General features: G+C 67.6%; 21 protein-coding genes and 1 riboswitch. Of the genes, 11 read left to right on the top strand and 10 right to left on the bottom strand.

Annotated features, from left to right (window positions below; all coding sequences use genetic code 11):
* Positions 1–133 precede the first annotated feature (133 nt).
* The 6 genes from C0R46_RS10950 to C0R46_RS10925 all read right to left on the bottom strand — a co-directional run bounded on the left by C0R46_RS10950 (position 134) and on the right by C0R46_RS10925 (position 6,215).
* The gene (locus tag C0R46_RS10950; protein WP_102959638.1) at positions 134–700 is read right to left on the bottom strand and encodes a TIGR02444 family protein; all 567 of its coding nucleotides are present in this window, start codon (positions 698–700) and stop codon (positions 134–136) included.
* Positions 700–1,971 (bottom strand): NAD(P)/FAD-dependent oxidoreductase, encoded by a 1,272-nt coding sequence (locus C0R46_RS10945; RefSeq protein ID WP_245413524.1) that lies wholly within the window; start codon positions 1,969–1,971, stop codon positions 700–702. Before C0R46_RS10945 ends, C0R46_RS10950 begins: the two co-directional genes overlap by 1 nt.
* An 11-nt stretch (positions 1,972–1,982) precedes the next feature.
* Positions 1,983–2,735, bottom strand: a complete 753-nt coding sequence (locus tag C0R46_RS10940) for an amino acid ABC transporter ATP-binding protein (RefSeq protein WP_198598297.1) — start codon at positions 2,733–2,735, stop codon at positions 1,983–1,985.
* 39 nt (positions 2,736–2,774) lie between these two features.
* Entirely contained in the window at positions 2,775–3,602 is an 828-nt protein-coding gene (locus C0R46_RS10935) for an amino acid ABC transporter permease (RefSeq protein ID WP_198598296.1), read from the bottom strand.
* Positions 3,603–3,725: 123 nt separating this feature from the next.
* Complete coding sequence (locus C0R46_RS10930; protein ID WP_102959634.1) at positions 3,726–4,613, bottom strand: ABC transporter substrate-binding protein; 888 nt, start codon at positions 4,611–4,613, stop codon at positions 3,726–3,728.
* Positions 4,614–4,724: 111 nt separating this feature from the next.
* Entirely contained in the window at positions 4,725–6,215 is a 1,491-nt protein-coding gene (locus tag C0R46_RS10925) for an aldehyde dehydrogenase (protein ID WP_102959786.1), read from the bottom strand.
* A gap of 309 nt (positions 6,216–6,524) precedes the next feature.
* Between C0R46_RS10925 and C0R46_RS10920 the strand changes: the two genes are divergently transcribed.
* The 10 genes from C0R46_RS10920 to C0R46_RS10875 all read left to right on the top strand — a co-directional run bounded on the left by C0R46_RS10920 (position 6,525) and on the right by C0R46_RS10875 (position 15,131).
* Positions 6,525–7,274 carry a histidine utilization transcriptional repressor HutC gene (locus tag C0R46_RS10920; protein WP_102959633.1) on the top strand — a complete coding sequence of 250 codons (750 nt, stop codon included), beginning with the start codon at positions 6,525–6,527 and terminating at the stop codon, positions 7,272–7,274.
* A 20-nt stretch (positions 7,275–7,294) separates the two neighbouring features.
* A complete protein-coding gene (locus tag C0R46_RS10915) occupies positions 7,295–8,620 on the top strand; it encodes a UbiD family decarboxylase (RefSeq protein WP_102959632.1) in 1,326 nt (441 codons plus the stop codon).
* Positions 8,617–9,204 (top strand): UbiX family flavin prenyltransferase, encoded by a 588-nt coding sequence (locus C0R46_RS10910; RefSeq protein WP_102959631.1) that lies wholly within the window; start codon positions 8,617–8,619, stop codon positions 9,202–9,204. Before C0R46_RS10915 ends, C0R46_RS10910 begins: the two co-directional genes overlap by 4 nt.
* Before the next feature lie 136 nt (positions 9,205–9,340).
* A riboswitch (TPP riboswitch) is annotated at positions 9,341–9,444 on the top strand.
* A gap of 57 nt (positions 9,445–9,501) precedes the next feature.
* Positions 9,502–10,320: an ABC transporter permease gene (locus tag C0R46_RS10905; protein WP_102959630.1), complete on the top strand. Its 819-nt coding sequence runs from the start codon at positions 9,502–9,504 to the stop codon at positions 10,318–10,320.
* Between the two features lie 26 nt (positions 10,321–10,346).
* On the top strand, positions 10,347–11,288 hold the full coding sequence (locus tag C0R46_RS10900; protein WP_425349876.1) for an ABC transporter substrate-binding protein: 942 nt from the start codon (positions 10,347–10,349) through the stop codon (positions 11,286–11,288).
* Positions 11,285–12,016 carry a hydroxyethylthiazole kinase gene (locus tag C0R46_RS10895; protein ID WP_102959629.1) on the top strand — a complete coding sequence of 244 codons (732 nt, stop codon included), beginning with the start codon at positions 11,285–11,287 and terminating at the stop codon, positions 12,014–12,016. Before C0R46_RS10900 ends, C0R46_RS10895 begins: the two co-directional genes overlap by 4 nt.
* Complete coding sequence (thiE, locus tag C0R46_RS10890) at positions 12,009–12,662, top strand: thiamine phosphate synthase (RefSeq protein ID WP_102959628.1); 654 nt, start codon at positions 12,009–12,011, stop codon at positions 12,660–12,662. Before C0R46_RS10895 ends, thiE begins: the two co-directional genes overlap by 8 nt.
* Complete coding sequence (gene thiD, locus C0R46_RS10885; RefSeq protein WP_102959627.1) at positions 12,659–13,465, top strand: bifunctional hydroxymethylpyrimidine kinase/phosphomethylpyrimidine kinase; 807 nt, start codon at positions 12,659–12,661, stop codon at positions 13,463–13,465. The genes thiE and thiD overlap by 4 nt, the downstream gene beginning before the upstream one ends.
* A complete protein-coding gene (gene tenA, locus C0R46_RS10880) occupies positions 13,462–14,148 on the top strand; it encodes a thiaminase II (RefSeq protein ID WP_102959626.1) in 687 nt (228 codons plus the stop codon). Before thiD ends, tenA begins: the two co-directional genes overlap by 4 nt.
* Positions 14,145–15,131 (top strand): TRAP transporter substrate-binding protein, encoded by a 987-nt coding sequence (locus C0R46_RS10875; RefSeq protein ID WP_102959625.1) that lies wholly within the window; start codon positions 14,145–14,147, stop codon positions 15,129–15,131. Before tenA ends, C0R46_RS10875 begins: the two co-directional genes overlap by 4 nt.
* On the opposite strand, the gene C0R46_RS10870 is transcribed toward C0R46_RS10875, so the two are convergent.
* The 4 genes from C0R46_RS10870 to C0R46_RS10855 form a co-directional block, all read right to left on the bottom strand.
* A complete protein-coding gene (locus C0R46_RS10870; RefSeq protein WP_102959624.1) occupies positions 15,132–16,925 on the bottom strand; it encodes a TRAP transporter large permease in 1,794 nt (597 codons plus the stop codon). It lies immediately after the preceding gene.
* Positions 16,926–17,121: 196 nt separating this feature from the next.
* Positions 17,122–18,441, bottom strand: coding sequence for an MFS transporter (locus C0R46_RS10865; RefSeq protein WP_102959623.1), 1,320 nt, complete (start codon positions 18,439–18,441; stop codon positions 17,122–17,124).
* A 375-nt stretch (positions 18,442–18,816) separates the two neighbouring features.
* Complete coding sequence (locus tag C0R46_RS10860; protein ID WP_102959622.1) at positions 18,817–19,593, bottom strand: enoyl-CoA hydratase/isomerase family protein; 777 nt, start codon at positions 19,591–19,593, stop codon at positions 18,817–18,819.
* The gene (locus C0R46_RS10855; RefSeq protein WP_102959621.1) at positions 19,590–20,849 is read right to left on the bottom strand and encodes a CaiB/BaiF CoA transferase family protein; all 1,260 of its coding nucleotides are present in this window, start codon (positions 20,847–20,849) and stop codon (positions 19,590–19,592) included. The genes C0R46_RS10860 and C0R46_RS10855 overlap by 4 nt, the downstream gene beginning before the upstream one ends.
* Before the next feature lie 195 nt (positions 20,850–21,044).
* Between C0R46_RS10855 and C0R46_RS10850 the strand changes: the two genes are divergently transcribed.
* Positions 21,045–22,238 carry a substrate-binding domain-containing protein gene (locus tag C0R46_RS10850; protein ID WP_245413522.1) on the top strand — a complete coding sequence of 398 codons (1,194 nt, stop codon included), beginning with the start codon at positions 21,045–21,047 and terminating at the stop codon, positions 22,236–22,238.
* Positions 22,239–22,241: the final 3 nt, after the last annotated feature.

Here is a 22,241-nt window from a genome sequence, read left to right as displayed (position 1 = left end):
CTTGAGGTGATCGACCGGCGATAAACGCAGTCCTCGAGCGCGACCGATACTCGATGATCGTGGATCGCGCATCAGCGAAGGCATGAAATGGCATCGGCGCTTGAGATGCCGCGATCAGCGGTAGCGCCGGCCGTCAGGCCGGTCCGCCCGGCTCCCGCAGCAGGGTCGCTGCGGCCTGCGCGATCCGGCTAACGTCAGCTCTTCGCGCAATCGAGGCGCCCGGCCCGGCGGCATGATCGAGCACCAGCAGCCCGGCCGGCTCGATCGTTCCAGCCAAGTTCATCCTTGCCGCGTCGCTCTCCGGCAGGTCGGCCAGAGCCTCTTCCAGCGCGACCGCCTCGATCCGTTCGGCCCGCAGCTCCAGAGCCTTGACCGCTTCCCGGAAGGGCGGCGCGTCGGGCCTGGCCATCCAGGGATGGGCCTTCATCCGCGAGCGCACCAGACGCAGCGGTCGCACCACCTCGTCGCGCCACTGCACAGCACCGGCCTCCAGCGCCGCGATCGCTTCCGCATCGACGTGGCGGCCTCGGCCAGCGGCATAGAGCACGGCCAGAAACAGCACCACGTCGAGCTGGAACGCCTCCTGCAGCCGCAGGCAGGCGGGCGCGACCTCCGGCAGCTTGTAGACCTCGACCAGGAAGGTCCAGAGGTCTAACGGCTGCCGGGTCGCAGTTGCCCCATGCTCAGGAGCGGCAGCCATCAGCGGGGCGCTCCACCGCGAAAGCGGTCTGGCGACAGGCCGGTGAGGTCGACCCCGGCGTCCCGCCCGGCCGCAAGGTTGGCGAGGACGCAGCCGGCCATCGGGCCAGGGCCGAAGCCGTGACCGCTGAAGCCGGTCGCAACCAGCAGCCCCTCGACGCCCGAAACGGGGCCGATGGCGGGAACGACATCCGGAAGCGTGTCGATCTCGCCGGCCCAGATCGTCTGGAGCGGCACCTCCGCAAAGGCGGGGAACAGCCGGCCGAACTCCTGGCGGGCCTGTTCGGCGCGTTGCGATTCCGGCCGCAGCCGGTCGCGGCTCGGCGGAATGTCGGCAAGCGGCGCCTGTCCGCGATGCGGCCACAGGCGCTGGAGGGGCGCGAGATAGTTGATCTTCGCCGCCTCCGGGTTTTCACGGCGCGTGGCGGCGTACCAGCGCATGTGCCGCCAGGAGTCGGGACGCACGTCGTATTCACCGCCCGCGACCGAAATCACAAAGGCGCCATCGGCATCCTGGCGGATGCCGGTCGTCGGTCCCGAGACGCATTGCGGCATCCGCTCGGGCCGCCGGGCGGTTCGCGCGACGGTGGCACGAATGCGCTCCTGCGGTAGATCGAGGCCGACCCGGCGCAGCAGTGCAGCGCTGCCCGCCCCTGCCGCGACGGCAACGGTCCGCGCGCGGTGGAGCGTACCGCCGATCCAGACGCCGGTGACCTGCCCGGCACTCACGTCGATGCGCGAGACGCCTGTGCCAAGACTGACCGAGGCGCCAAGCTGCAGCGCCGCCTCGAAGATGGCGCGGGTGGCGCGTGCCGGCTCTGCGCGCCCGTCCGACGGCGTATACATGGCGCCGACGATGCCGCTGTCGGGCGTGAGGTGAGGCAGGAGATTATAGGTTTCCACGGCCGACAGCATCCGCGTGTCGAGGCCGAATTCCCCGCTGCCGCGATACTGCCACTCACGCCGCGAGGCTAGTTCCACCTCGCTCATCGCGAGCGAGACGTTGCCGCCCTGGTGCCAGCCGATGGAACGGCCGAGTTCGGCCTCGAGCCCTTCCCACAGCCGCGTGGCCGCGATCATCAGTGGCAGTTCGCGGAAGTCTCGAGCCTGCTGGCGCACGAAGCCGAGGTTGCGGCCGGATTGCGCCGAACCGATCATGTCGCGCTCGACGATGAGGCAGGCCATGCCCATGCGGGCGGCATAGAGCGCCGCCGCGCAGCCTACGATGCCGCCGCCGACGACGATCAGGTCCCAGTCGTGTTTGGACGTCACGCCTGTGCGCGTCATTGCACGCGAGACAGGAACGCCCGGGTTCGCTCGAACGCCGGATTGTCGAGAACCTCGGCGGGCTTGCCACATTCGACGATCCGGCCGCCCTCCATGAAGGCGATGCGGTGGCACACCTCGCGCGCAAACGACATCTCGTGCGTCACCACCATCATCGTCATTCCGTCGGATGCCAGAGCGCGCATCACGTCCAGCACCTCTCCGACCAGTTCGGGATCAAGGGCGCTGGTCGGCTCATCGAACAGGATGACCTTCGGCTGCATCGCCAGCGCGCGAGCGATGGCGACACGTTGCTGCTGTCCACCGGAAAGCATGCGAGGATAGCTATGCATCTTGTCTGCCAGGCCCACCCTGGCGAGCAACTGGCTCGCCCGCTCCTCGGCTTCGCGGCGTGACACGCCCAGAACGTGGATCGGCGCCTCCACGACGTTTTCGAGTGCCGTCTTGTGGCCGAACAGATTGAAGTTCTGGAAGACCATGCCGATACGGGCACGCTGCCTTGCGATCAGCTTCTCCGGCAGCTCGTAAGCGTGATTGCCGACGCGCCTGTAGCCGATCAGCTCGCCATCCACGGCGATGCTACCGCTCTCGATCCGTTCAAGATGATTGACGCAGCGCAGCAGCGTCGACTTGCCGGAGCCCGACGGGCCGATCAGGCTGATGACCTCCCCCGGCGACACCGCGAGGCTGACATCTCGGAGAACGGGGAGTTTTCCGAAACTCTTCGAGACGCGATCGACCACGATCATGGGAGAGTCCATGGCTTGCCTGCCCCTAAGGGACGTCGGTTACTTGGATGCGTTTCGCGAGCGGGCAAAATGCCGTTCGATCCTGCTTTGAATCCAGCTGAGGACCGTTGTCGCCACGAGATACCAGAGGCAGGCGACGATCAGCAGCGGAATGGTCTGGAAGTTGCGGGAGTAAATCGTCTGGACCGAGTAAAGCAGGTCGGAAAGCGCGATGACGCTGACCAGGGATGAGGTCTTCAGCATGCCGATCGTCTGGTTGCCGGTCGGCGGAATGATGATCGGCATCGCCTGTGGCAGAACGATTCGCCAAAGCGCCTTGCGTCCGGTCATGCCCAGCGAGATCGCAGCCTGCCGCTGTCCAGGTTCGACCGCCAGAAGCCCGCTCCTGATGATCTCGGACATATAGGCGCCCTCGTTCAGGCCAAGGCCCAGAACCGCGGCCGTGATCGGCGAGATCAGGTCGTTGGTGGGGAGCGACACACCCCATGCGGTCAGAGGGATACCGACGAAGATCTCTGGAAACAGCGCCCCCAGATTGTACCAGAAGATCAGCTGGACGAGGACCGGCGTGCCGCGGAAGAACCAGATATAGGCCTTGGCGACCGTCGATATCACGACGTTTCGGGACATCGCCATGATCGCGAAGATCGTCCCCAGCACCACCCCGATGACCATGGTGACGGCGGTGAGCCAGACGGTGAGGCTGAGACCCGATAGGACCCGGGCGTCGAACAGATACTGCCAGACGACCGCCCAGCCGAAGTTCGCATTGCCGGCAATGGAATAGCCGAAATAGGCGACCACCAGCAGCAGTGCCGCTGCTGCCGCTCGGGTTCCCCAGGTCCGGGCTGGAACATAGACCAGCATGGGCTCCTGCGACGAGCGATCGCTGGACGGATCTCGGGTGCTTTGCGTTACTGCCGACATGACGCTCGATCTACTCTGCGGAGACCCAGGGGCGGGCAGGCTTGGCCGCCCGCCCCTGGCCGTTTACTTGGTTGGCACAGTCTCGAGGTTGATGCCCGGTTCGTGGTCCATCTTCATGGCATCGATGTTCCACTTGGAATAGATCTTGTCGTAGGTGCCGTCAGCGCGAACGTCCTTGAGTGCGGCGAGAAGCGCCTTGCCCAGGTCTTCCTCGGATTTGCGGAAGGCGATTCCGCTCGGCATACGGGCCAGGATCGGCATGGCCACGACCTTGACCGGCTTGGGCGCGGCCTTCTGGATTTCCTGGGCGGAGGCTGCGGATGTCAGCACGAAATCCGTGCGTCCGGAGTACACCGAGAGAAGCGTCGCGTCCGAGGTTCCGAACTCAGCGACCGTCGGCGCGGGCTTTCCCGCTTCCTTGCAGGCCGCCGCCATTTCGCCCGTGATCATCCCGACCCATTCGGTGCCGCTCTGCGCCGCGCCCTTCAGGCCGCACAGCGACAGATGATCGCTGATGTCGGCGCCCTTGGATTCGAGCACATAGGCCGAGGAGGTCGTGTAGCCGTAGTCGACGAAGCTGACGACCGCCTGACGCTCGGCATTGTCGGTGATGCCTTCCATCGCGACGTCCCAGCGACCGGACTGCACACCGGGGATCATCGAGTCGAAGGCGACCGAGGTCACGTTGATCTTGACCTTCAATCGCTCGGCGAGCGCATCCCACAGATCGACCTCGAAGCCGACCATCTTTCCGGAGTCGTCCATATACTGGAACGGCGGATATTTGGCGTCCGTCACCAGGTTGATGACGCCGGCACTCTTGTACTTCTCGGGCAGCAGATCGGCCGCGGACTGCGCATAGACAGCGGTGGAGGTCAACAGCATTCCCAGAATGGCCAGGCCGAACGGCGCAGTGCCGACGCTGCGCCGCTTTTCACCAGTCTTCTTCATGACGACTTCTCCATTGTTGATACAGTTCGCCTGTTACGCTTGCAGTGAGCGTTTCGAATGCGCTGCGCTATGATCGCCGTTGGCGGCGTTGGTATCGCTGAGGCTGCGGGCTCACCCGATGACGAACGGGTTCGGGATTTCGTCGGCTGTAGACAGCCAGACAGCCTTGGTCTGGAGGTATTCGTAGATGCCCGCGACGCCGTTCTCGCGGCCGATGCCGCTCTTCTTGTAGCCGCCGAAAGGCGTCGTATAGGAGATGTCGCGGTAGGTGTTGACCCAGATGCTGCCGGCTTCGAGGCGCTCAGACATCTTCAGGGCCAGCCGCATGTCGGCCGTCCAGACGCCGGCCGCGAGGCCGAACTCGCTGTCGTTGGCAATCGCGATCGCCTCCTCGGGCTCGTCGAAGGGAATGGCCGAGAGCACCGGGCCGAACACCTCCTCGCGGGCGATGCGCATGTCGTTGTTGACGCCGGCGAAGATGGTCGGCTCGATGAAGAAGCCGGCGCTGCACTCCTCGATGTCCGGGCGCTTGCCACCGAGGATCAGCTCGGCACCCTCCTGACGGGCGATGTCGATATACCCGAGCACACGCTCGTACTGCATCTTGTTGGCGATCGGACCGATCTGCGTCTCCACCTTGCGCGGATCGCCGATCCGGGCGGTCTTGGTGAAGGCCGAGAGCTTCTCCAGGAATTCGTCGTGGATGGAGCGGTGCAGCAGCAGGCGCGAGCCGGCGATGCAGGTCTGGCCGACCGCACCGAAGATGCCGCCGACGGCGCCGCGCACGGCGTTGTCGAGATTGGCGTCGCCGAAGACGATGTTGGGCGACTTGCCGCCGAGCTCCAGGCTCGCCCGCTTCACGTCCTTGGCCGCCAGGGAATAGAGATAGGCGCCGGTCTTGGTGGAGCCGGTGAATCCGAGATGGCGGGTCAGCGGATGGGTGACCAGCGGCTCGCCGACCTCGGGGCCGTAGCCGGTGACGACGTTGATGACGCCGGTCGGGAAGCCCGCCTCTTCGACGAGCTCCATCAGCTTCAGGGCGGTCGCCGACGTGTGCTCGGCCGGCTTCATCACCAGCGTGTTGCCGGCGGCCAGCGCCGGCGCGGCCTTCAGCGAGAACAGAAGCAGCGGGGCGTTCCAGGGCACGATGCCGACACAGACGCCGAGCGGCTCGTGCCGCGAGAAGCTCAAGGCCGGCTTATCGCAGGGATGAACGGAGCCTTCGATCTTGTCGGCATAGCCGGCATAGTAATGATACCAGTGCGGCACGTAGCGGATCTGGTGGCGCATCTCCTCCAGGAGCCGGCCATTGTCGCGCACCTCGACCTCGGCGAGTTCGTCAGCATGCGCCTCGATGAGGGTGGCGAAGCGCTGGATGATGCGGCCGCGCTGGGTGGGGTGCATGCGCCCCCAGGGACCCTCGACGAACGCCTTGTGGGCGGCACGCACGGCGCGGTCGGCGTCTTCCGCATTGCCGCGCGGCACCAGCGCCCAGGGTTCCGCGGTGAAGGGATTGACCGTCTCGATGTACTCCCCGGAGGCGGGGGCGACCCACTGGCCGTCGATATACATGGACAGTTTTGGCAGGCTCTCGGCTGGCATGTCGTCTCCCATAGGACCGCACCTCGTATGCCCCGGCTTGCTCCGGCGCTGCGGACCGAGCCTGACGCTTCGGCCCTCGTGCGGCTGTTGAGAGGATGAAAGTGATATTCCTATTTGTTGTCAATGATAGAAATATCGGACTCGCAGCTGAATCTGCTGCTTGATCGGAAATAGAGCTATTTGCCTGATTTAAGCGCATATAACGCGCAAATCGGCGCCATGCCTCGGGGCAAGATAAAAGTACCCCTTGATTCCCGCGGCCAGATAAGGCGAATGTCGCCTCGATTATGATATCATTAGGAGTATGCGGTGCGGCCGGAGCTACCTCTCTACGAGCAGATCAAAAGCTCCATCGACCGGCGAATCGAAACCGAGGAGTGGCCTGCCAACTTCCAGGTCCCGTCCGAGGAGGCACTCGCCGACGAGTTCGGCGCCTCGCCGCTGACTGTGCGGCGCGCCCTGCGCGAGCTCCAGGCCGACGGCGTGCTCCTGCGGGTGCAAGGCCGCGGCACCTTCGTGATCGGCCCACGCATGCAGTGTGCGGTGTTCAGCCTTCCCGACATCTCCGAGGAGATCGCCCTGTCCGGCGGCGCCCATAGCTGCCGGGTGCTGCAGCACGCGATCCTCGGTAAGGACAGCCCCGGCCGGAACATGCTGCAGCTGCCGCCGGAGGAGACCGTCTTCCATTCGCGGCTGCTGCATCTGGAGGACGGCACGCCGATCCAGCTGGAGGACCGCTACATCAACGCCGCCGAGGCGCCCGGCTGGATCGAGCAGGACTTCTCCAAGACCGCGCCGCACAGCTGGCTCCTGCGCGAGACCACGGTGACGACCGTCGACAACACGATCCGGGCGATCCGGGCCGACGAGGAAACGCGCCAGCACCTGCAGATTGACGGCAACCAGCCCTGCCTCCTGCTCGATCGCTCGACTTGGCGCGACGGCGTGCCCGTCACCCGCAGCCGCTTCATCTATCCCGGCGACCGCTACAGGCTGCGTTCCAGCCATGAAGCCCGCACCAACCGCGTCGTCACCATGACGACCGGCAAGAGCCGCTGAGCCCGGCAGGAAAGACGCCCATGAGAGACTTCGTCCGCACGCTCAAGGAGCGCGGTGACCTTCTGGTGGTGGATCGCGAGATCGACCCCGCCCACGAGCTCGCCGCCGTCACCCACCTTGCCCAGAAGCAGTGGGCCAAGCCGGTGATGTTCACCAACGTCAAGGGCACGCGGTTTCCCGTCGTCACCAATGTCTACAGCACGCGCGAGCGGCTCGCGGAGGTGATCGGCATCGACGCCGGCGACTTCTGCCGGCAGTGGAGCAAGCTGTCCTCGCTCGGCGCCTCCGAGATGAAGACGCCGCTGGTGCCGGCGGAGGAGACGCCGGAGTACGAGGAGGTCAAGCTTTCCGACCTGCCGCTGATCACCTACTCCGACCGCGACGGGGCGCCCTACTTCACCTCGGCGATGTTCATCGCCAAGGATCCCGAGACCGGCGTCGGCAATCTCTCCTACCACCGCTCGATGTTCATCAGCGACAACGAGCTCCGCTGCCGCCTGGCACCGCGCCACCACCTGACGATCTACCACGAGAAGGCCGAGAAGATGGGCCAGCCGCTGGAAGCGGCCATGCTGATCGGCCCGCCGGCGCATGCCTTCCTCACCGCCGCGGCGCCGCTGCCTTACGATGTCGACGAGCTGGAGGTCGCCGCCCGGCTGCGCGGTCGGCCGATTCCGATGCGCCGCTGCAACCATATCGACCTCGAAGTGCCCGCCGAGACGGAAGTGGTGATCGAGGGCCGATTCCTGCCGAACGAGCGTCGCCCCGAGGGACCATTCGGCGAGTTCATGGGCTACTATGTGCCGGTCGGGCCGAACGCAGTCTTCGAGGTGCTCGGTGTTACCGTGCGCAAGGACGCGATGTTCCACTCCATCCTCTGCGGCTCGCCGGAAGAGGTGCTGACGCTGGAGCTCTCGGTCTCGGCCAATATCTACCAGCGCCTCAGCGCGGCGCTGCCCGGCATCCGCAACGTCACCTGCCAGCCCTTCGTCAACCACGCCATCGTGCAGATCGAGCCACAGTTCGAGGGCCACGCGCGCCAGGTGATGCTTGCCACCATCGGGGCCGAGCCGATCTGGGCCAAGCAGATCACCGTGGTCGACACCGATGTCGACATCTACGACATGGACGACGTGCAGTGGGCGATCCTGACGCGCTGCCGGCCCGACAAGGACATGATGATCATACCGGAGACGCCGTCCTTCTACCGCGACGAGGCCAAGGACCACTGGGGACGCCTCCTTGTCGACGCGACCAAGCCCTGGGGGCGCGAGCCGGAATTCGAGCGCAAGCGTCTGCGCATGGTGAACGAGGTCAAGCTCGCCGACTGGTTCCCCGGCGCATGACCCAGCCGCGGCGCCTCGTCATCGGCATTACCGGCGCGTCCGGGGCCGCCTATGGCCTCACCGCCCTCGACATGGCGCGTAAAGCAGGCTGCGAGACCCATCTGGTGGTCTCGCGCTCGGCGCTGCTGACGCTCGCCCAGGAGGTCGGCCTGCAGAAGGGCGACCTCGAAGGCCGCGCCGACCACATTCATCCGGCCGCGGATATCGGCGCCACCATCGCCAGCGGCTCGTTCCAGACGATGGGGATGCTGATCGCACCCTGCTCGATCCGCACCATGTCGGAGATCGCCACGGGCGTCACCTCGTCGCTGATGAGCCGTGCCGCCGACGTCGTCCTGAAGGAGCGCCGACGCCTCGTCCTGATGGTGCGCGAGACGCCGCTGCATTTCGGCCATCTCCAGACCATGACCTTGCTGACGCAGATGGGTGCGATCATCATGCCGCCGGTGCCGGCCTTCTACGCCAAGCCGCAGACGCTGGAAGACGTGGTCGCGCACAGCGTCGCCCGGGCGCTGGACCTGTTCGGCATCGAGACCGGCTCCGTCCGCCGCTGGGGCGGCCTGAAGGACAGTCTCAGCGAGTAGCGCCGTCGCCGACAGCAGCCCCTCAGCAGCGGCACCCTCCGGAGCCCACCTCGGCGCCGGCAGATACGGGCGCGCCGCGGTGAGGCGAGGCTTGGCGGTGTGATTGACATCGGCGGCAAACACGCCCACAGCTTCAAGCCATTCCGAGGGGCGCACGTTTCCGTGCTGAGATGGCGTCGAGCCAGCACCCTTGAACCTGATCCGGGTCATGCCGGCGTAGGAACGGAACTGGGCTGAACCGCCCGACCTCTCTCCTGTGCAGCTGTCATCTCCGGATCGTCTTCGTGGCGGCGGGTGATGGCGTTGACGGACGTGCAGGCAGGCAGGAGACAGGCAGGCGCCACGCTGCGCCCGCGCCTCGCCGGCTCGCTGCGGCTCCTCGGCGGCACCGGCACCGCCTTCCTCGTCGTGATCGCGGCCTGGCAGGCCGCCGTCCTCATTCTCCGGCCACCCCCTTTCATGCTGCCGAGCCCGCTGCGGGTCGCGGAGACGCTTGTGGCGCGGTGGCCGATGTTCCTCAGCGAGAGTGCCGTCACCGGGATCGAGGTCCTCGCCGGTCTCGTCTTCGGCATTGCCGCCGGCATCCTCTCCGGTCTCCTCGTCGTGGCGCTGCCGCGCCTCGGGCGCCTCGTCTGGCCGCTGCTGCTGGTGCTGCAGGCAATGCCCGTCTTCGCGCTGGCGCCGCTCCTGGTGCTCTGGTTCGGCTTCGGCCTCACCTCCAAGGTGGCGATGGCAGGGCTGATCATCTTCTTTCCCGTCGCCTCGGCGTTCGCCGATGGCCTGCGCCGCATCGATCCCGATCTTATCGACGCGACCGCGATGACCGAGGCCTCGCATTGGCAGGCGCTCCGGCATGTGCGCGTGCCGCTCGCCCTCCCCTCGCTCGGCACCGGCATCCGCGTCGCCGCACCCTTCGCGCCGCTTGGCGCGGTGATCGGCGAATGGGTCGGCGCCTCCGGCGGGCTCGGCTTCGTCATGCTGCAGGCGAATGCCCGCATGCAGACCGACACGGTCTTCGCCGCGATCGCCATCCTCGCCGCAGCCACCCTCTTTCTGCGCTTCCTCGCCGATGCGCTGTGCCGCCGCCTAGCGCCCTGGGCGCCCGAAACCGCCTGATCCCCTCATCGACTAAAGGCTCGTCCGTGCTTCGATCCCTCCTCCTCGCCGCCGCCCTCGTCCTGTCAGGTCTGGCCCCCGCCGTCGCAGCCGACCGGCTGACCGTCATGCTCGAATGGTTCGTGAACCCGGATCATGCCCCGCTGGTCATAGCGAAGGAAAAGGGCCTCTTCGCCGCGCATGGCCTCGACGTCGAGCTGATCCCGCCCTCCGACCCATCCGCGGCGCCGCGCCTCGTCGCCGCGGGGCAGGCGGATATCGGGCTGCACTACCAGCCGAGCCTTTATCTCGACCATGCGGGCGGGCTGCCGCTGATGCGCTTCGGCACGCTGGTCGAGACGCCGCTGAACACGCTGACCGTCCTGAAGGACGGACCGATCAAGACGCTGGCCGACCTTAAAGGCAAGCGCATCGGCTTTTCGGTTTCCGGCTTCGAGGACGCCCTGCTCTCGCGTTTCCTGAAGAGCGCCGGGCTGACGCTCTCCGACGTGACGCTCGTCAACGTCAACTTCTCGCTCTCACCCTCGCTGATCGCCGGCAGCGTCGATGCGACGATCGGCGGCTACCGCAACTTCGAGCTGACGCAGATGCGTCTGGAAGGGCACGAAGGCCGCGCCTTCTTTCCCGAGGAGAACGGCGTGCCGCCCTATGACGAGTTGATCTTCGTCACCCGCGGCGCGCTGAAGGACGATCCGCGCCTGCCGCGCTTCCTCGCCGCGGTGGAGGAAGCCGCGCTCTTCATCACCAATCATCCGGACGAGGGCTGGGCGCTGTTCAAAAAGGCCTATCCCGATCTAGACGACGCGCTGAACCGGCAGGCCTTCACCGACACGCTGCCGCGTTTCGCCAAGCGCCCCGCGGCGCTGGACGCTGGCCGCTATCAGCGCTTTGCCGCCTTCATGCAGGAGGCCGGCCTGATCAAGGATGTGCCGGATCTCGCCGACATCGCGGTGGAGCTGAAGCCGTGAGCCTCGACATCGACCGCATCGCCTCGCTGCCGCAGCGCCTGCGCAACCGCGCACCGCGCGTCCACTGCCTCCTCAACACGGTGGCGCAGAAGCTGGTCGCGGATGGGCTGTCGGCCCTTGGTATCATCCCCTCCATGACGTCGAGTGCCGATGAGGTGGCGCATTTTGCCCGCCGCGCCGACGCACTGCTCGTCAATCTCGGCACGTCGACGCCGGAGATGCGCCGCGCGATCGACATTGCCGTCGAAGCCGGGACGCAGGCCGGCCGGCCCTTCGTGCTCGATCCGGTGAAGAGCTACGCCTCGCCGATCCGGCACGACTTTGCTCTCAGCCTCATCGCAAACCGGCCCTTCGCGGTGAAGGCGAATGCCGCCGAGATGGCCGATCTCCAGCCGGCGGCTTCGAAGGCAACTGCCGTTGTCGAGACCGGCGAGACCGACCGCATCACGGACGGCGAACGGACGGCGCTCATCCGGAACGGCCACCCGTGGCTCGCCGCAGTGACGGCGACGGGCTGCCTTGCCGGCGCGCTGATCGCAGCCGCGGCCACGGTCGAGGACGACCCGCTCCTTGCCGGTGCCGGCGCGATGGCGCTCATCGGTGTCGCTGCCGAGATGGCGGCCGAGCGCAGTCGCGGTCCCGGCTCTTTCGCCATGGAGCTGCTCGACGCCCTTGCGGCGATCGACGCTTCCGACATCCACCAGCGCCTGAAGCTGACCCATGGTTGATATCCGCCTCTATGCCCTTGTCGATGCGGCGCTCGGCCGCGAGCGACTGCCTGCCCTCGCCCGCGCGGCGGCGCAAGGCGGCGCGACGCTGATCCAGTATCGCGACAAGACCGGCTCGACCCGCGCCATGATCGACTGTGCGACGGCCATCCGCGTGGGGCTGGAAGGGACCGGCGTGCCGCTCCTCATCAACGACCGGCTAGACGTTGCACTCGCCAGCAGCGCAGCCGGCGTTCATCTCGGGCGAGAGGACATGGAGGCGGGACTGGCCCGCGCCATCCTGGGGCCCGACGCGATCATCGGCCTCACCGTGAAGAACGAGGCGGATGCCGCTGTCGCGGGAACGGCGCCGGTCGACTATGCCTGTATCGGCGGCGTCTTCGAGACGCTGTCGAAGCACAATCCGGACGCGCCCGTCGGCCTCGACGGCCTGAGGTCCTTGCGCCAGCTCATGCGCAGCCGGGCCCCGGCGCTGCCGGTCGGCGCCATCGCCGGCATCGATCTGACCCGCACGCCGGCCGCGATCGCCGCCGGGGCGGACGGAATCGCGGTGATCTCTGCGATCTTCGGCTCTCCCGATCCTCAGGCCGCGGCCTTCAGCTTGCGCGCAGCGGTTGATGCCGCCCTCGCGGAGCGCCGGCCATGACGCCGATCGCGTTGACCATCGCGGGCTCGGACAGCGGCGGCGGCGCCGGCATCCAGGCCGACCTGAAGACCTTCTCGGCCCTCGGTGTCTACGGCGCCAGCGCCCTGACGGCGGTCACCGCGCAGAACACGCACGGTGTCACGATGGTGGAGGACCTGTCGCCTGCAATGGTGACGGCGCAGATCGATGCGGTCCTTTCCGATCTTGCCGTCGGCGCGATCAAGATCGGCATGGTGTCGCGCGCCGAGACCGCCCTCGCCATCGCCGCGGCACTCGCGCGGCATGGCCGGCGCGCCGTGCTCGACCCGGTGATGGTGGCGACGTCCGGCGACCGGCTGCTGCGGCCGGAGGCAGTGGACGCGTTACGCAGCGAATTGCTGCCGCTCGCCGACCTCGTCACGCCTAACCTGCCGGAGGCCGCGATCCTGGCCGACGACGCGATCGCGGCGGACGAAACAGCGATGGCGCGGCAGGCCGAGCGCATCCTCGCGCTCGGCGCCAAGGCCGTGCTGATGAAGGGCGGCCATGGCTCGGGCGAGACCAGCACCGACCTCCTCTTCGATGGCCGAGGCGTCCATCGTTTCGAGGCGCCGCGCCTCGCAACAACGCATGACCACGGCACCGGCTGCACGCTCTCGGCCGCGATCGCCGCCGGCCTTGCCAAGGGTCTCGCGCTTGAAGACGCCGTCGGGGCGGCGAAGCGCTACCTCCATGCCGCGCTCGCGGCGGCGGATGCGCTGCAGGTCGGCTCGGGCCGCGGTCCCGTTCACCACTTCTACCCGTGGTGGGAGGCTGATCGATGAGCGGGCTCTTCGAGCATCTGAAAGCCACCGCCCTGCCCAGCTGGGAGGCCTATGTCGATCACGACTATGTCCGCCGTCTTGCCGCGGGCGAGCTGCCGGCGGCGGCCTTCCGCTTCTATCTCGTGCAGGACTACCTCTTCCTGATCCAGTTCGCGCGGGCGCAGGCGCTTGCCGTCTACAAGAGCCGGAGCCTGGCCGAGATGCGCGCCTCCAAGGTCGCGATGTCGGCGATCCTGGACGAGACGGACCTGCATGTGCGGATTTGCGCCGGCTGGGGCATCTCGCCCGAAGATCTGGAACGCGCGCCTGAACACACGGCGACGGTCGCCTATACGCGCTTCGTCCTCGACTGCGGCATGGCCGGCGACCTCCTCGACCTGCGCACGGCGCTCGCCCCTTGCGTCATCGGCTATGCCGAGATCGGGGTTCGGATTGCGACGAAGGTGCGGAGCCGGCCCGGCCACGCGCAGAGCGTCTGGGTCGAGGAATATGCAGGCGAGGCCTACCAACACGTGGCCGCCGAGGCTCGTGCCGATCTCGATCGTCTCGCCGACGGGCCGCTGCTGCCCGCGCGCCTCCGCCAGCTCGAACGGATCTTCGCACAGGCCTGCGACCTCGAAGCCGCCTTCTGGCAGATGGCTTTGGATGCCGCGGACGAGGACATGGGACGGGAGCCCCGATGATGACGATCACCCGCCGCACCCTCCTGAGCGGCACCGCCGCCCTTCTTGCTGCGCCCGCCATCCTGCGCCCGGCGCGGGCGGCGACCCGCATCACCGTCGCCTCGCTGCTCGGCCGCGACAAGCCGGAGACGCTGGTCTGGACCCGCATTGCCGAACTTGTCGAAGCGGAGCTACCGGGCGCCTTCTCCTTCAACGTCGTGCCGAATGCCGCGCTCGGCGCCGAGCGGGAGGTGGCGGAGGGGCTTCGGCTCGGCTCAATCCAGGCAAGCCTCCTGACCCTGTCGGCGCTCTCGGCCTGGGCGCCGGGCACACAGCTCCTCGACCTGCCCTTCCTGTTCCGCGACCGCGCGCATTTCGCCCGCACCGTCAATGGCGAGACGGGCCGGATGCTGACTGAGGAGCTGACGGTGCAGGGCTTCCGCACGCCGGCCTTCGTCAACTACGGCGCCCGCAATCTCCTCGCCAAGGAGGCTCTAGTGACGCCGGAGACGGTGAAAGGCCGACGTATCCGTGTCATCCAGAGCCCGCTGCACGGCGCGCTGTGGCAGGCCTTCGGCGCCTATCCGACGGCGATCCCGATCCCGGAGACCTACAACGCACTGCAGAACGGCGTTGTCGACATGATGGACCTGACGATCTCGGCCTCGGCCGGGTTCCGCCTCTACGAGGTGGTGCCGGTGACCACGAGGACACGCCACATCTGGGCCGGCGGCGTCGTCGCCTTTTCCGCCAGCTTCTGGGACGGCCTCGACGCGGAGCAGCGCGACGTCTTCGAACGCGCGGCCGTGACGGGTGCCCGGCATTTCGACGAGCTGGTTATGAAAGACGAGGTCGCGGCGACGCAGCTCGTTGAGGACAACGGCGGCAGCTTCATCGAGCCGGACGACCGCGCCGCATGGGAGCGGATCGGCCGCAGCGTGTGGCCGGCCTTCGCCGAGACCGTCGGCGGCATGGCGCGGATCGAAGCCGCCGCGGCGGCCTGATCAGCGCGCCCGCAGCAGCGCACCGATGCAGAGGAGAAGGAGCGCGCCGAGCAGCGCTCCGAGATACGGAAGTACGGCGCGGAACAGCGCGCTGGGCCGGACCTTCGTCGCCGCCGACACGACATAGACGAGAATCCCGACCGGCGGTGTCAGGCCATGGATCATCAGGTTGACCACGAGGATGACGCCGAAGTCGATCGGATCGACGCCATGTGCGGCCACGATGGGGACGAGGATCGGCCCGAGCAGCAGGATCGCGACGCCGATATCGAGGAACAGGCCGGCGACGAGCAGAATGAGGTTGGCCGCCAGCAGCACCTGCCAGGCCCCGGTGCCGCCCCCCTCCACCAGCGCGCCGAGCGCGCCGGCCGCATCGTCCACTGCGAGCAGAAAGGCGAGCGGTGTCGAGGCGCCGATCAGGAAGCCGATCGCCGCGGATTCGGCGGCCGCATCCATGAACGCGCCGGCCAGCGAGCGGCCGTCGATGCGCGTCCAGAGCGCCAGCAGCACCGTATAGGCAGCGGCGAGAGCCGCGGCCTCCGTCGTCGTCACGAGGCCGATCCGGATGCCGGCCACCACGACGACACCGAGCCCAAAGGCCGGCAGCGCCCCAAGCAGTGCGGCGCGGCGCTCGGCAGCGTCCGCCCTTGGCTGACGGTCGCTCGCCCGGGCGCGCCAGCGGATCGCGAAGGCCAGCGCGATCGCCATCACCGCCCCGGCGACGAAGCCGCCGGTCAGCAGGCGGCCGACGGAGAGATTGGCGGCGCCGGCCAGCAGCAGGAAGGCGATCGATGGCGGGATGACGTTGTCGAGGGTCGAGGTGGCGGCGATGATCGCGCCAGCCTCCGCCGGTGTGTAGCCGCGCGCGACGAGCTGCGGTGCGAAGGTGCGCGCCCCGAAGGCGGCGTTGGCGATGGAGGAGCCGGAGGCGCCGGAGAACAGCGTGCCGGTCAGCAGCGTCGTCTGGGCGATGCCGCCGCGAACGTGGCCGACGAGGGAGGCCGCGCAGCGCACCAGTGCCGCCGCCGCGCCCGAGGTCGCCAGCAGCCCACCGGCAAGGAGGAAGAAGGGCACCGCGAGGAGCAGGAATTTCGACATGCCAGCGATAGCGGACGCGACCAGCGCCGGTGGCGGCAATGTGCCGCCGGAGAGATCGGCGATACCGGCGCCGGCCAGCAGCGCATGCGGCAGCGGCGCGCCGACGAACAGGCCCGCCAATGCGACCAGTGCGGCAAGAAGGCTGGGCGAGAGTTCTGCGGGGCCGACGAGGTTCATCGCCAAGACGGTGCCGCCCGCCAGTGCCGCGGAGCCGAGAACCGCCGGAAACCGCCCCTCCGCTTTACGCGCGAGGCCAAGAACCAGGACGGCAAGCGCGCCGCTCACCGCAAACAGCGCCGGCCGCAGCCATTCGGGCAGGCCGAGCGCGGGCGAGATGCCGCCGATCGCGCCTGTCGCCTGCGCACCGCCGAGGATCAGCACGAGGGCCGAGCCGAGGATGAAGGCATCCGCCACGACGCCCGCCATGACCTGCCCGCGGCGCGGCAACATGGAAACGCCGAGATCGAAGCGCAGCGCCAGGGCGCCTTCGCTTGCCAGCGGCGCGCCGAGCGCGATCAGGAGCAGGAACAGCCACAGCGCCGCCTCGTCCGAGCCGAACAAGGCGGCGCCGAAGAGGTAGCGCATCGCCACGGCGAGGAGCACGCAGGCGAGCAAGAGCAGCAGCACGGCGCCGCAGGCCACGCGAAGAGCCCTGCGCAGTTGCCGGGCGGTATGAGAGCTGGTGAGATGCGGCATTCGGGACGGATTGGAGCCTCGGACGAGCCGCGGCGCAGGCCTGCGGCTTTGCGAGGGGTATAGCCGTTCCGGCCGGGATCGACAGCCGCGGCATCGCTTTGCGTCGCGTGTCGGGCGTGTCCGTCCGCCAGCTTAGCGCCGCCCGTCCTCAGCAGGGGACGGCGGCGCGTTGCCGCGCCGCCCTGCTTGGAAGCGCTTATGCCGGCTGCAGCCGGCCGGCCCGGGTGCGAGCGCGGGCGTCGGCGGCAATCGCCCGCGGCGTCAACGCCACGGAGATCAGCGTCACGAAGCTGTAGGTTGCCGTGATCAGTGCCACCGGCCAGGCCGAGCCACCGGTCCAGCCGACGAGAGCCGTCGCCACGAGCGGCAGCGGCCCGACGAGGAGCGCGCCCGTCACCTCGCGGGCGAAGGCGATGGCGCTGTAACGCACCCGTGCCGGGAAGATGTCGCAGTAGAAGGCCGGCTGCACGCCGAAGGACGACCGCGCGCCAATAGCGTGGCCGACGACGATCAGGAGCACCGCGAGCCAGGGCGTTCCGGCGCCGAGAAGCTGAAAGTAGACTAGGCTGTAGAGCGTCGAGAAGCCGGCACCGATGATCATCACCGGGCCGCGTCCATAACGGTCCGACAGGGCGCCGAACATCACGCAGGTCAGCGCGCCGACGACGCTCGACATGATGACGCCGATCAGGACGATTTCGCGCGGGAAGCCCAGCTGCGAGGTCGCATAGGCCAGCGTGAAGGTCTGGAAAACGTAGGAGAGGTTCGGCGCCAGATTGGCGCCCATGGCCGCGAGGACGGTGCGCGGATGATCGCGCAGGAGCTCGACCACCGGCAGGCGCGACTCGCGGCTTTCCTCCTTCAGTGCGACGAATTCCGGCGATTCCGGCACGCGGCGGCGGATGTAGACGCCTAGGGCAAGGATCACCACGCTCAGCAGGAAGGGCACGCGCCAGCCCCAGGACATGAAGGGCTCCTCGGGCATCAGCGCAAAGAGCGCGAACATGCCGGAGGAGAGCACCGTCGCGACGTCAACGGCAGCGGCGGGCATGGCGGCGAAGAAGCCGCGACGCCGCGGCGCGGCCTCGGCGGCCATGACCACGGCACCGGCATATTCGGCGCCGGCGCCGAGCCCTTGCGCGATGCGCAAGGCGATCAGCATCGCAGGCGCCCAGAGGCCGACCTGATCATAGGTCGGCAGCAGGCCGATGAGGAGCGTGCTGATGCCCATGATCAGGATCGTAATGAGAAGCACCGGCTTGCGGCCGACCTTGTCGCCCATCCAGCCGAAGAGGATGCCGCCGAGCGGGCGCACTAGGAAGCCGACGGAGTAGGTGGCGAAGGCCGCGATCGTGCCCGCGACGGGATCGAACTGCGGAAAGAAGATCTTGTTGAAGACCAGCGCCGCCGCGGTCGCATAGAGGATGAAGTCATACCACTCCACCACCGTGCCGAGCGTGCTGGCGAGAATGGTGCTCTTCAGTCCGCGCTCGTCGACTGTCCGCGTCGTCGTCATGGCGCCCTCCCTCTTGATTTTACACTTGATGCCGCCGGATCGGCCGCAGGCATCAGCGGGGCGCGGCGACACGCACGGTCCCCGTAGCGACAACCACCTCCGGCCTGCAGCCCGTCCCTCCCGGTGCGCGGCGCACCATGACCAGCGCGCAGGGCAATGTCTACAAAAATGTGAGCGCTAACATTGCACCGCGCTGGTTGTCTGATCCGCCGCATAGCCGGCCGGCCGCAGTCACGAGGGACAGTTCGTATGCTCCCGGCCCGAAAATCCGGAGCCGGTGCTGGCGCGAGCCATTGCGGCTGCGGAGGCATGGTCTCGGACGAGGAGGCTGCCTCGGTTCAGAAGGCAGCCGCGACGCCGGGCCGTTTGCCGCCTTCAGCGCCGCCGGAACTTCGGCGCGCGCTTCTCCTTGAAGGCCGCCCGGCCCTCGGCCGCATCCGCAGTGGCAAAGCAGATCGTCTGGAGGTCGCGCTCATATTCGATCGCCTGCTCCTTGGACATCGCATAGGCTGCCTTGAGATTGACTTTGGCGGTCTCCGCCGCGATCGGCGCGCGCGCCGCGATCGTTTTGGCCAGGGCTTTTGCGCGCGGCAGAAGCTCTTCCAGCGGAACCACCTCGCTGACGAGGCTCCACCGCTCCGCCTTGGCGGCGTCGATCGGATCACCTGTCATCAGCATCAAGGCGGCATTGGACGCGCCGATCGAATGGGCAAGGCTCGTTGCCATGCCGCCGCCGCCGATCCAGCCGAGCTTGATTTCCGGCGCGGCGAACTGGGCGTTGGCCGAGGCAATGCGGATGTCGCAGCTCATCGCCGTTTCGAGACCGCCGCCAAAGGCATAGCCGTTCACCGCCGCGATGGAGGGCTTCAGCAGCCGGCGGATGGCGTCGCAGTAGTCAGGCCGGTTGCGGAACTCCCACGGCGTCTCATAGGTGTCGAGCTCGGCGATGTCGGACCCGGCGCAGAAGGCGCGCTCGCCGGCCCCGGTGACGATGACGCAGCGGATCGTGTCGGAGGCGTTGCATTCCTCCACCGCGGCGACAATCGCATCCGCCATGGCCGGCGTTACGGCATTCAGCTTGCGCGGCCGGTTCAGCGTGATGGTCGCGACCGCGCCGTCGACTTCGAAGATGACGTCGGAGGACTCGCTCATCGAGCCGCCTCCTTCCCCGCCGGAGCGACATCGGCCCCGCCGGAGAAGCCGGCCGCATCGCCCTCGCCCTGCAGCGAGCCGACGGCGCCGGAGGAGAGAAGGCTGTCGATCCGCGCGGCATCATAGCCGGCCTCGGCGAGGATCTGCCGCGTGTGCTCGCCGACCTGCGGGGCGCCGCGCTCGACGGTGGACGGCGTCTTGGAGAACTTGATCGGGAAGCCCGGCGTCTTCACGCGGCCCTCGGTCGGATGGTCGTATTCGACGAAGGTGCCGTTGTGACGGATCTGCTCGTCCGCGACGAGGTCGGCATAGCCATAGACCGGACCACACCAGATGTCGGCAGCCCGCAGCCGCTCCAGCCATTCGGCGGAGGTCTTGGTGACCAGCTTCTCGCGCGTCTTGGCGAAGATCTCGTCGCGGCGCGTCCAGGTGTCGACGTCGTCCGCCATGGACAGGAAGCTCTCCTCGCCGATCACCTCGCCCAGCGTCTTCAGCTTGGGGAAGGCGACGATGATGAAACCGTCGCTGGTGGCGAAGGCGCCATAGGGAGAGCGGATATAGACATGCGCATGCGGCTCGGCCGAGCGCTGCTGCGGCTTGCCGCCGACGGTGAAGACCGACAGCTCCTGCATCTGGAGCGTCGTGATGGCATCGAGCATGTTGACCTGGACGAGCTGGCCCTCGCCGGTGCGCTCACGGTGGAGCAGCGCGGCCAGTGCGCCCTCGAAGGCGGTGTAGGCGGTCACGGCATCGACGAGATACTGGCCGGCGGCCGTCGGCGGTTCGCCCTCGCGCCCTGCTGAGAGCATTGCCCCCGACATGCCCTGGAGCACCAGATCCTGGCCCGGCCGGTTCACATAGGGACCATCCTCGCCATAGCCGGACATCGAGACATAGACGAGGCGCGGGTTGATCGCCGACAGGGTCTCGTAGTCGACGCCGAGACGCTTGGCGACGCCGGGCCGGTAATTCTGCAGGAAGACGTCGGCCGTGCGTACCAGTTCCAGCAGCACCGCCTTGCCATCCGGGTTCTTCAGGTCGACGGCGAGCGAGCGCTTGTTGCGGTTGAGCGAGAGGAAGGAGACGTTGACCTTGTTGCCCTCCGCACCGCCCGCGGCGACGTGGCGCTGCCACTCGCCGGTGACCGGCTCGACCTTGACGACGTCGGCGCCGAGATCGCCCAGGCGCTGCGCCGCGAAAGGCCCGGCCATGGCGATGGAGCAATCCAGAACCCGAAATCCCGACAATATGCCCATAACGCTGCTTGCTTCCCGATGATTCCCGCGATTGCGCCAAGGGTACTCTAGCCAGCCGCCTTGTCTAGTGTTAGCGCTAACATCTCAGGTGGAGAGAGCTTGCGTCGTGGATGAGGACGCTCAACTCCGTCGATTGACGTCCTATGCAGAAATGAATACGAATTTCATCAATGAAGGACGACGGGAGGTCGTCCAGTGGGAGGACTGACCATGCTGATGCGCCGCATGCACCTGGGCCTGATGGCCTCTACCCTCGTCATGCTCGCAGGGCCGGCCGCAGCGCAGGACGCCAAGAGCGCCCTGCCGGCTGACCTCCAGGCGCTCTACACCGATGCCGTTGAAGTCCAGCCGGCGCAGCTTGGCGACTTCAAGGCGCCCGCCAAGCCGTGGCGCTGGTGCCATTCAGAATCCTACATGGGCAATCCCTGGCGCGTGACCTTCAACGCCGAACTGGCGCGCCTCGTCGATGCCGCCAAGGCGGCGGGCGACGTGTCCGAGTTCGTCGTGTCCGACTCCAATGGCGACGCCACCCAGCAGATCTCGCAGATCCGCGCCTTCATCGAGCAGGGCTGCTCGGTGATCACCACCATTGCCGGCTCGCCGACCGCGCTGAACGCCGTGATCGAGGACGCCGCCAAGGCCGGCATTCCCGTCATCACCAGCGCCGGCGCCGTGACGACGCCGGCCGCCATCAACGTCATGCACAACCAGAACCTCTGGGGCTACCAGATGGGCAAGGGCATCGCCGCAGCGCTGCCGAATGGTGGTGCAATCCTCCAGGTCGAGGGTATCTCAGGCCATCCGCTGGTGCAGCAGGAGAATGCCGGCCTCGACAAGGCCGTCAGCGAATCCGGCAATCTGACCATCGCCCGCAAGGTGAGCGGCGAATGGACCGGCTCGACAACCAAATCGGCGGTGCTGCAGGCGCTCGCGACCACGCCGCAGCCGATCGATGCCGTCTGGTCCACCGGCAGCGAGGCCCGCTTCATCGCCGAGGCCTTCCAGCAGGCCGGTCGGCCGTTGCCGCTGATCACCGCCTCGATCTCGGGCGACGCGCTCGGCTTCTGGAATGAGAACAAGGACGCCTTCAAGTTCTATGGCGGCGAGGTCTCGCCCCATGTCGCCGCCCAGAACGCCTTCCGCGTCGCGCTGCGCATCCTCGACGGTCAGAAGCCGCTGGTGAACACGCTGATCGCGCCGATGCCGACGGTCACCGCAGCCGACCTGCCGACCTGGTACAAGGACTGCATGAAGCCGGACTCGGCTTCGATCTTCCCGATCCCGCCGGCCGATCCGTTTCCGGAGGAGCTGATGAACGGCTACTTCGAGAACGGCAAGGCAACGCCGGCCTACGACTTCTCCAAGGTCCCGGCCTCCTGCCCGCAATAAGGT

The sequence above is a fragment of the Mangrovicella endophytica genome, from assembly GCF_002893625.1.
GTDB classification, from domain to species: Bacteria; Pseudomonadota; Alphaproteobacteria; order Rhizobiales; family Rhizobiaceae; genus Mangrovicella; species Mangrovicella endophytica.
This window is presented reverse-complemented; position numbering and strand designations above follow the sequence as displayed.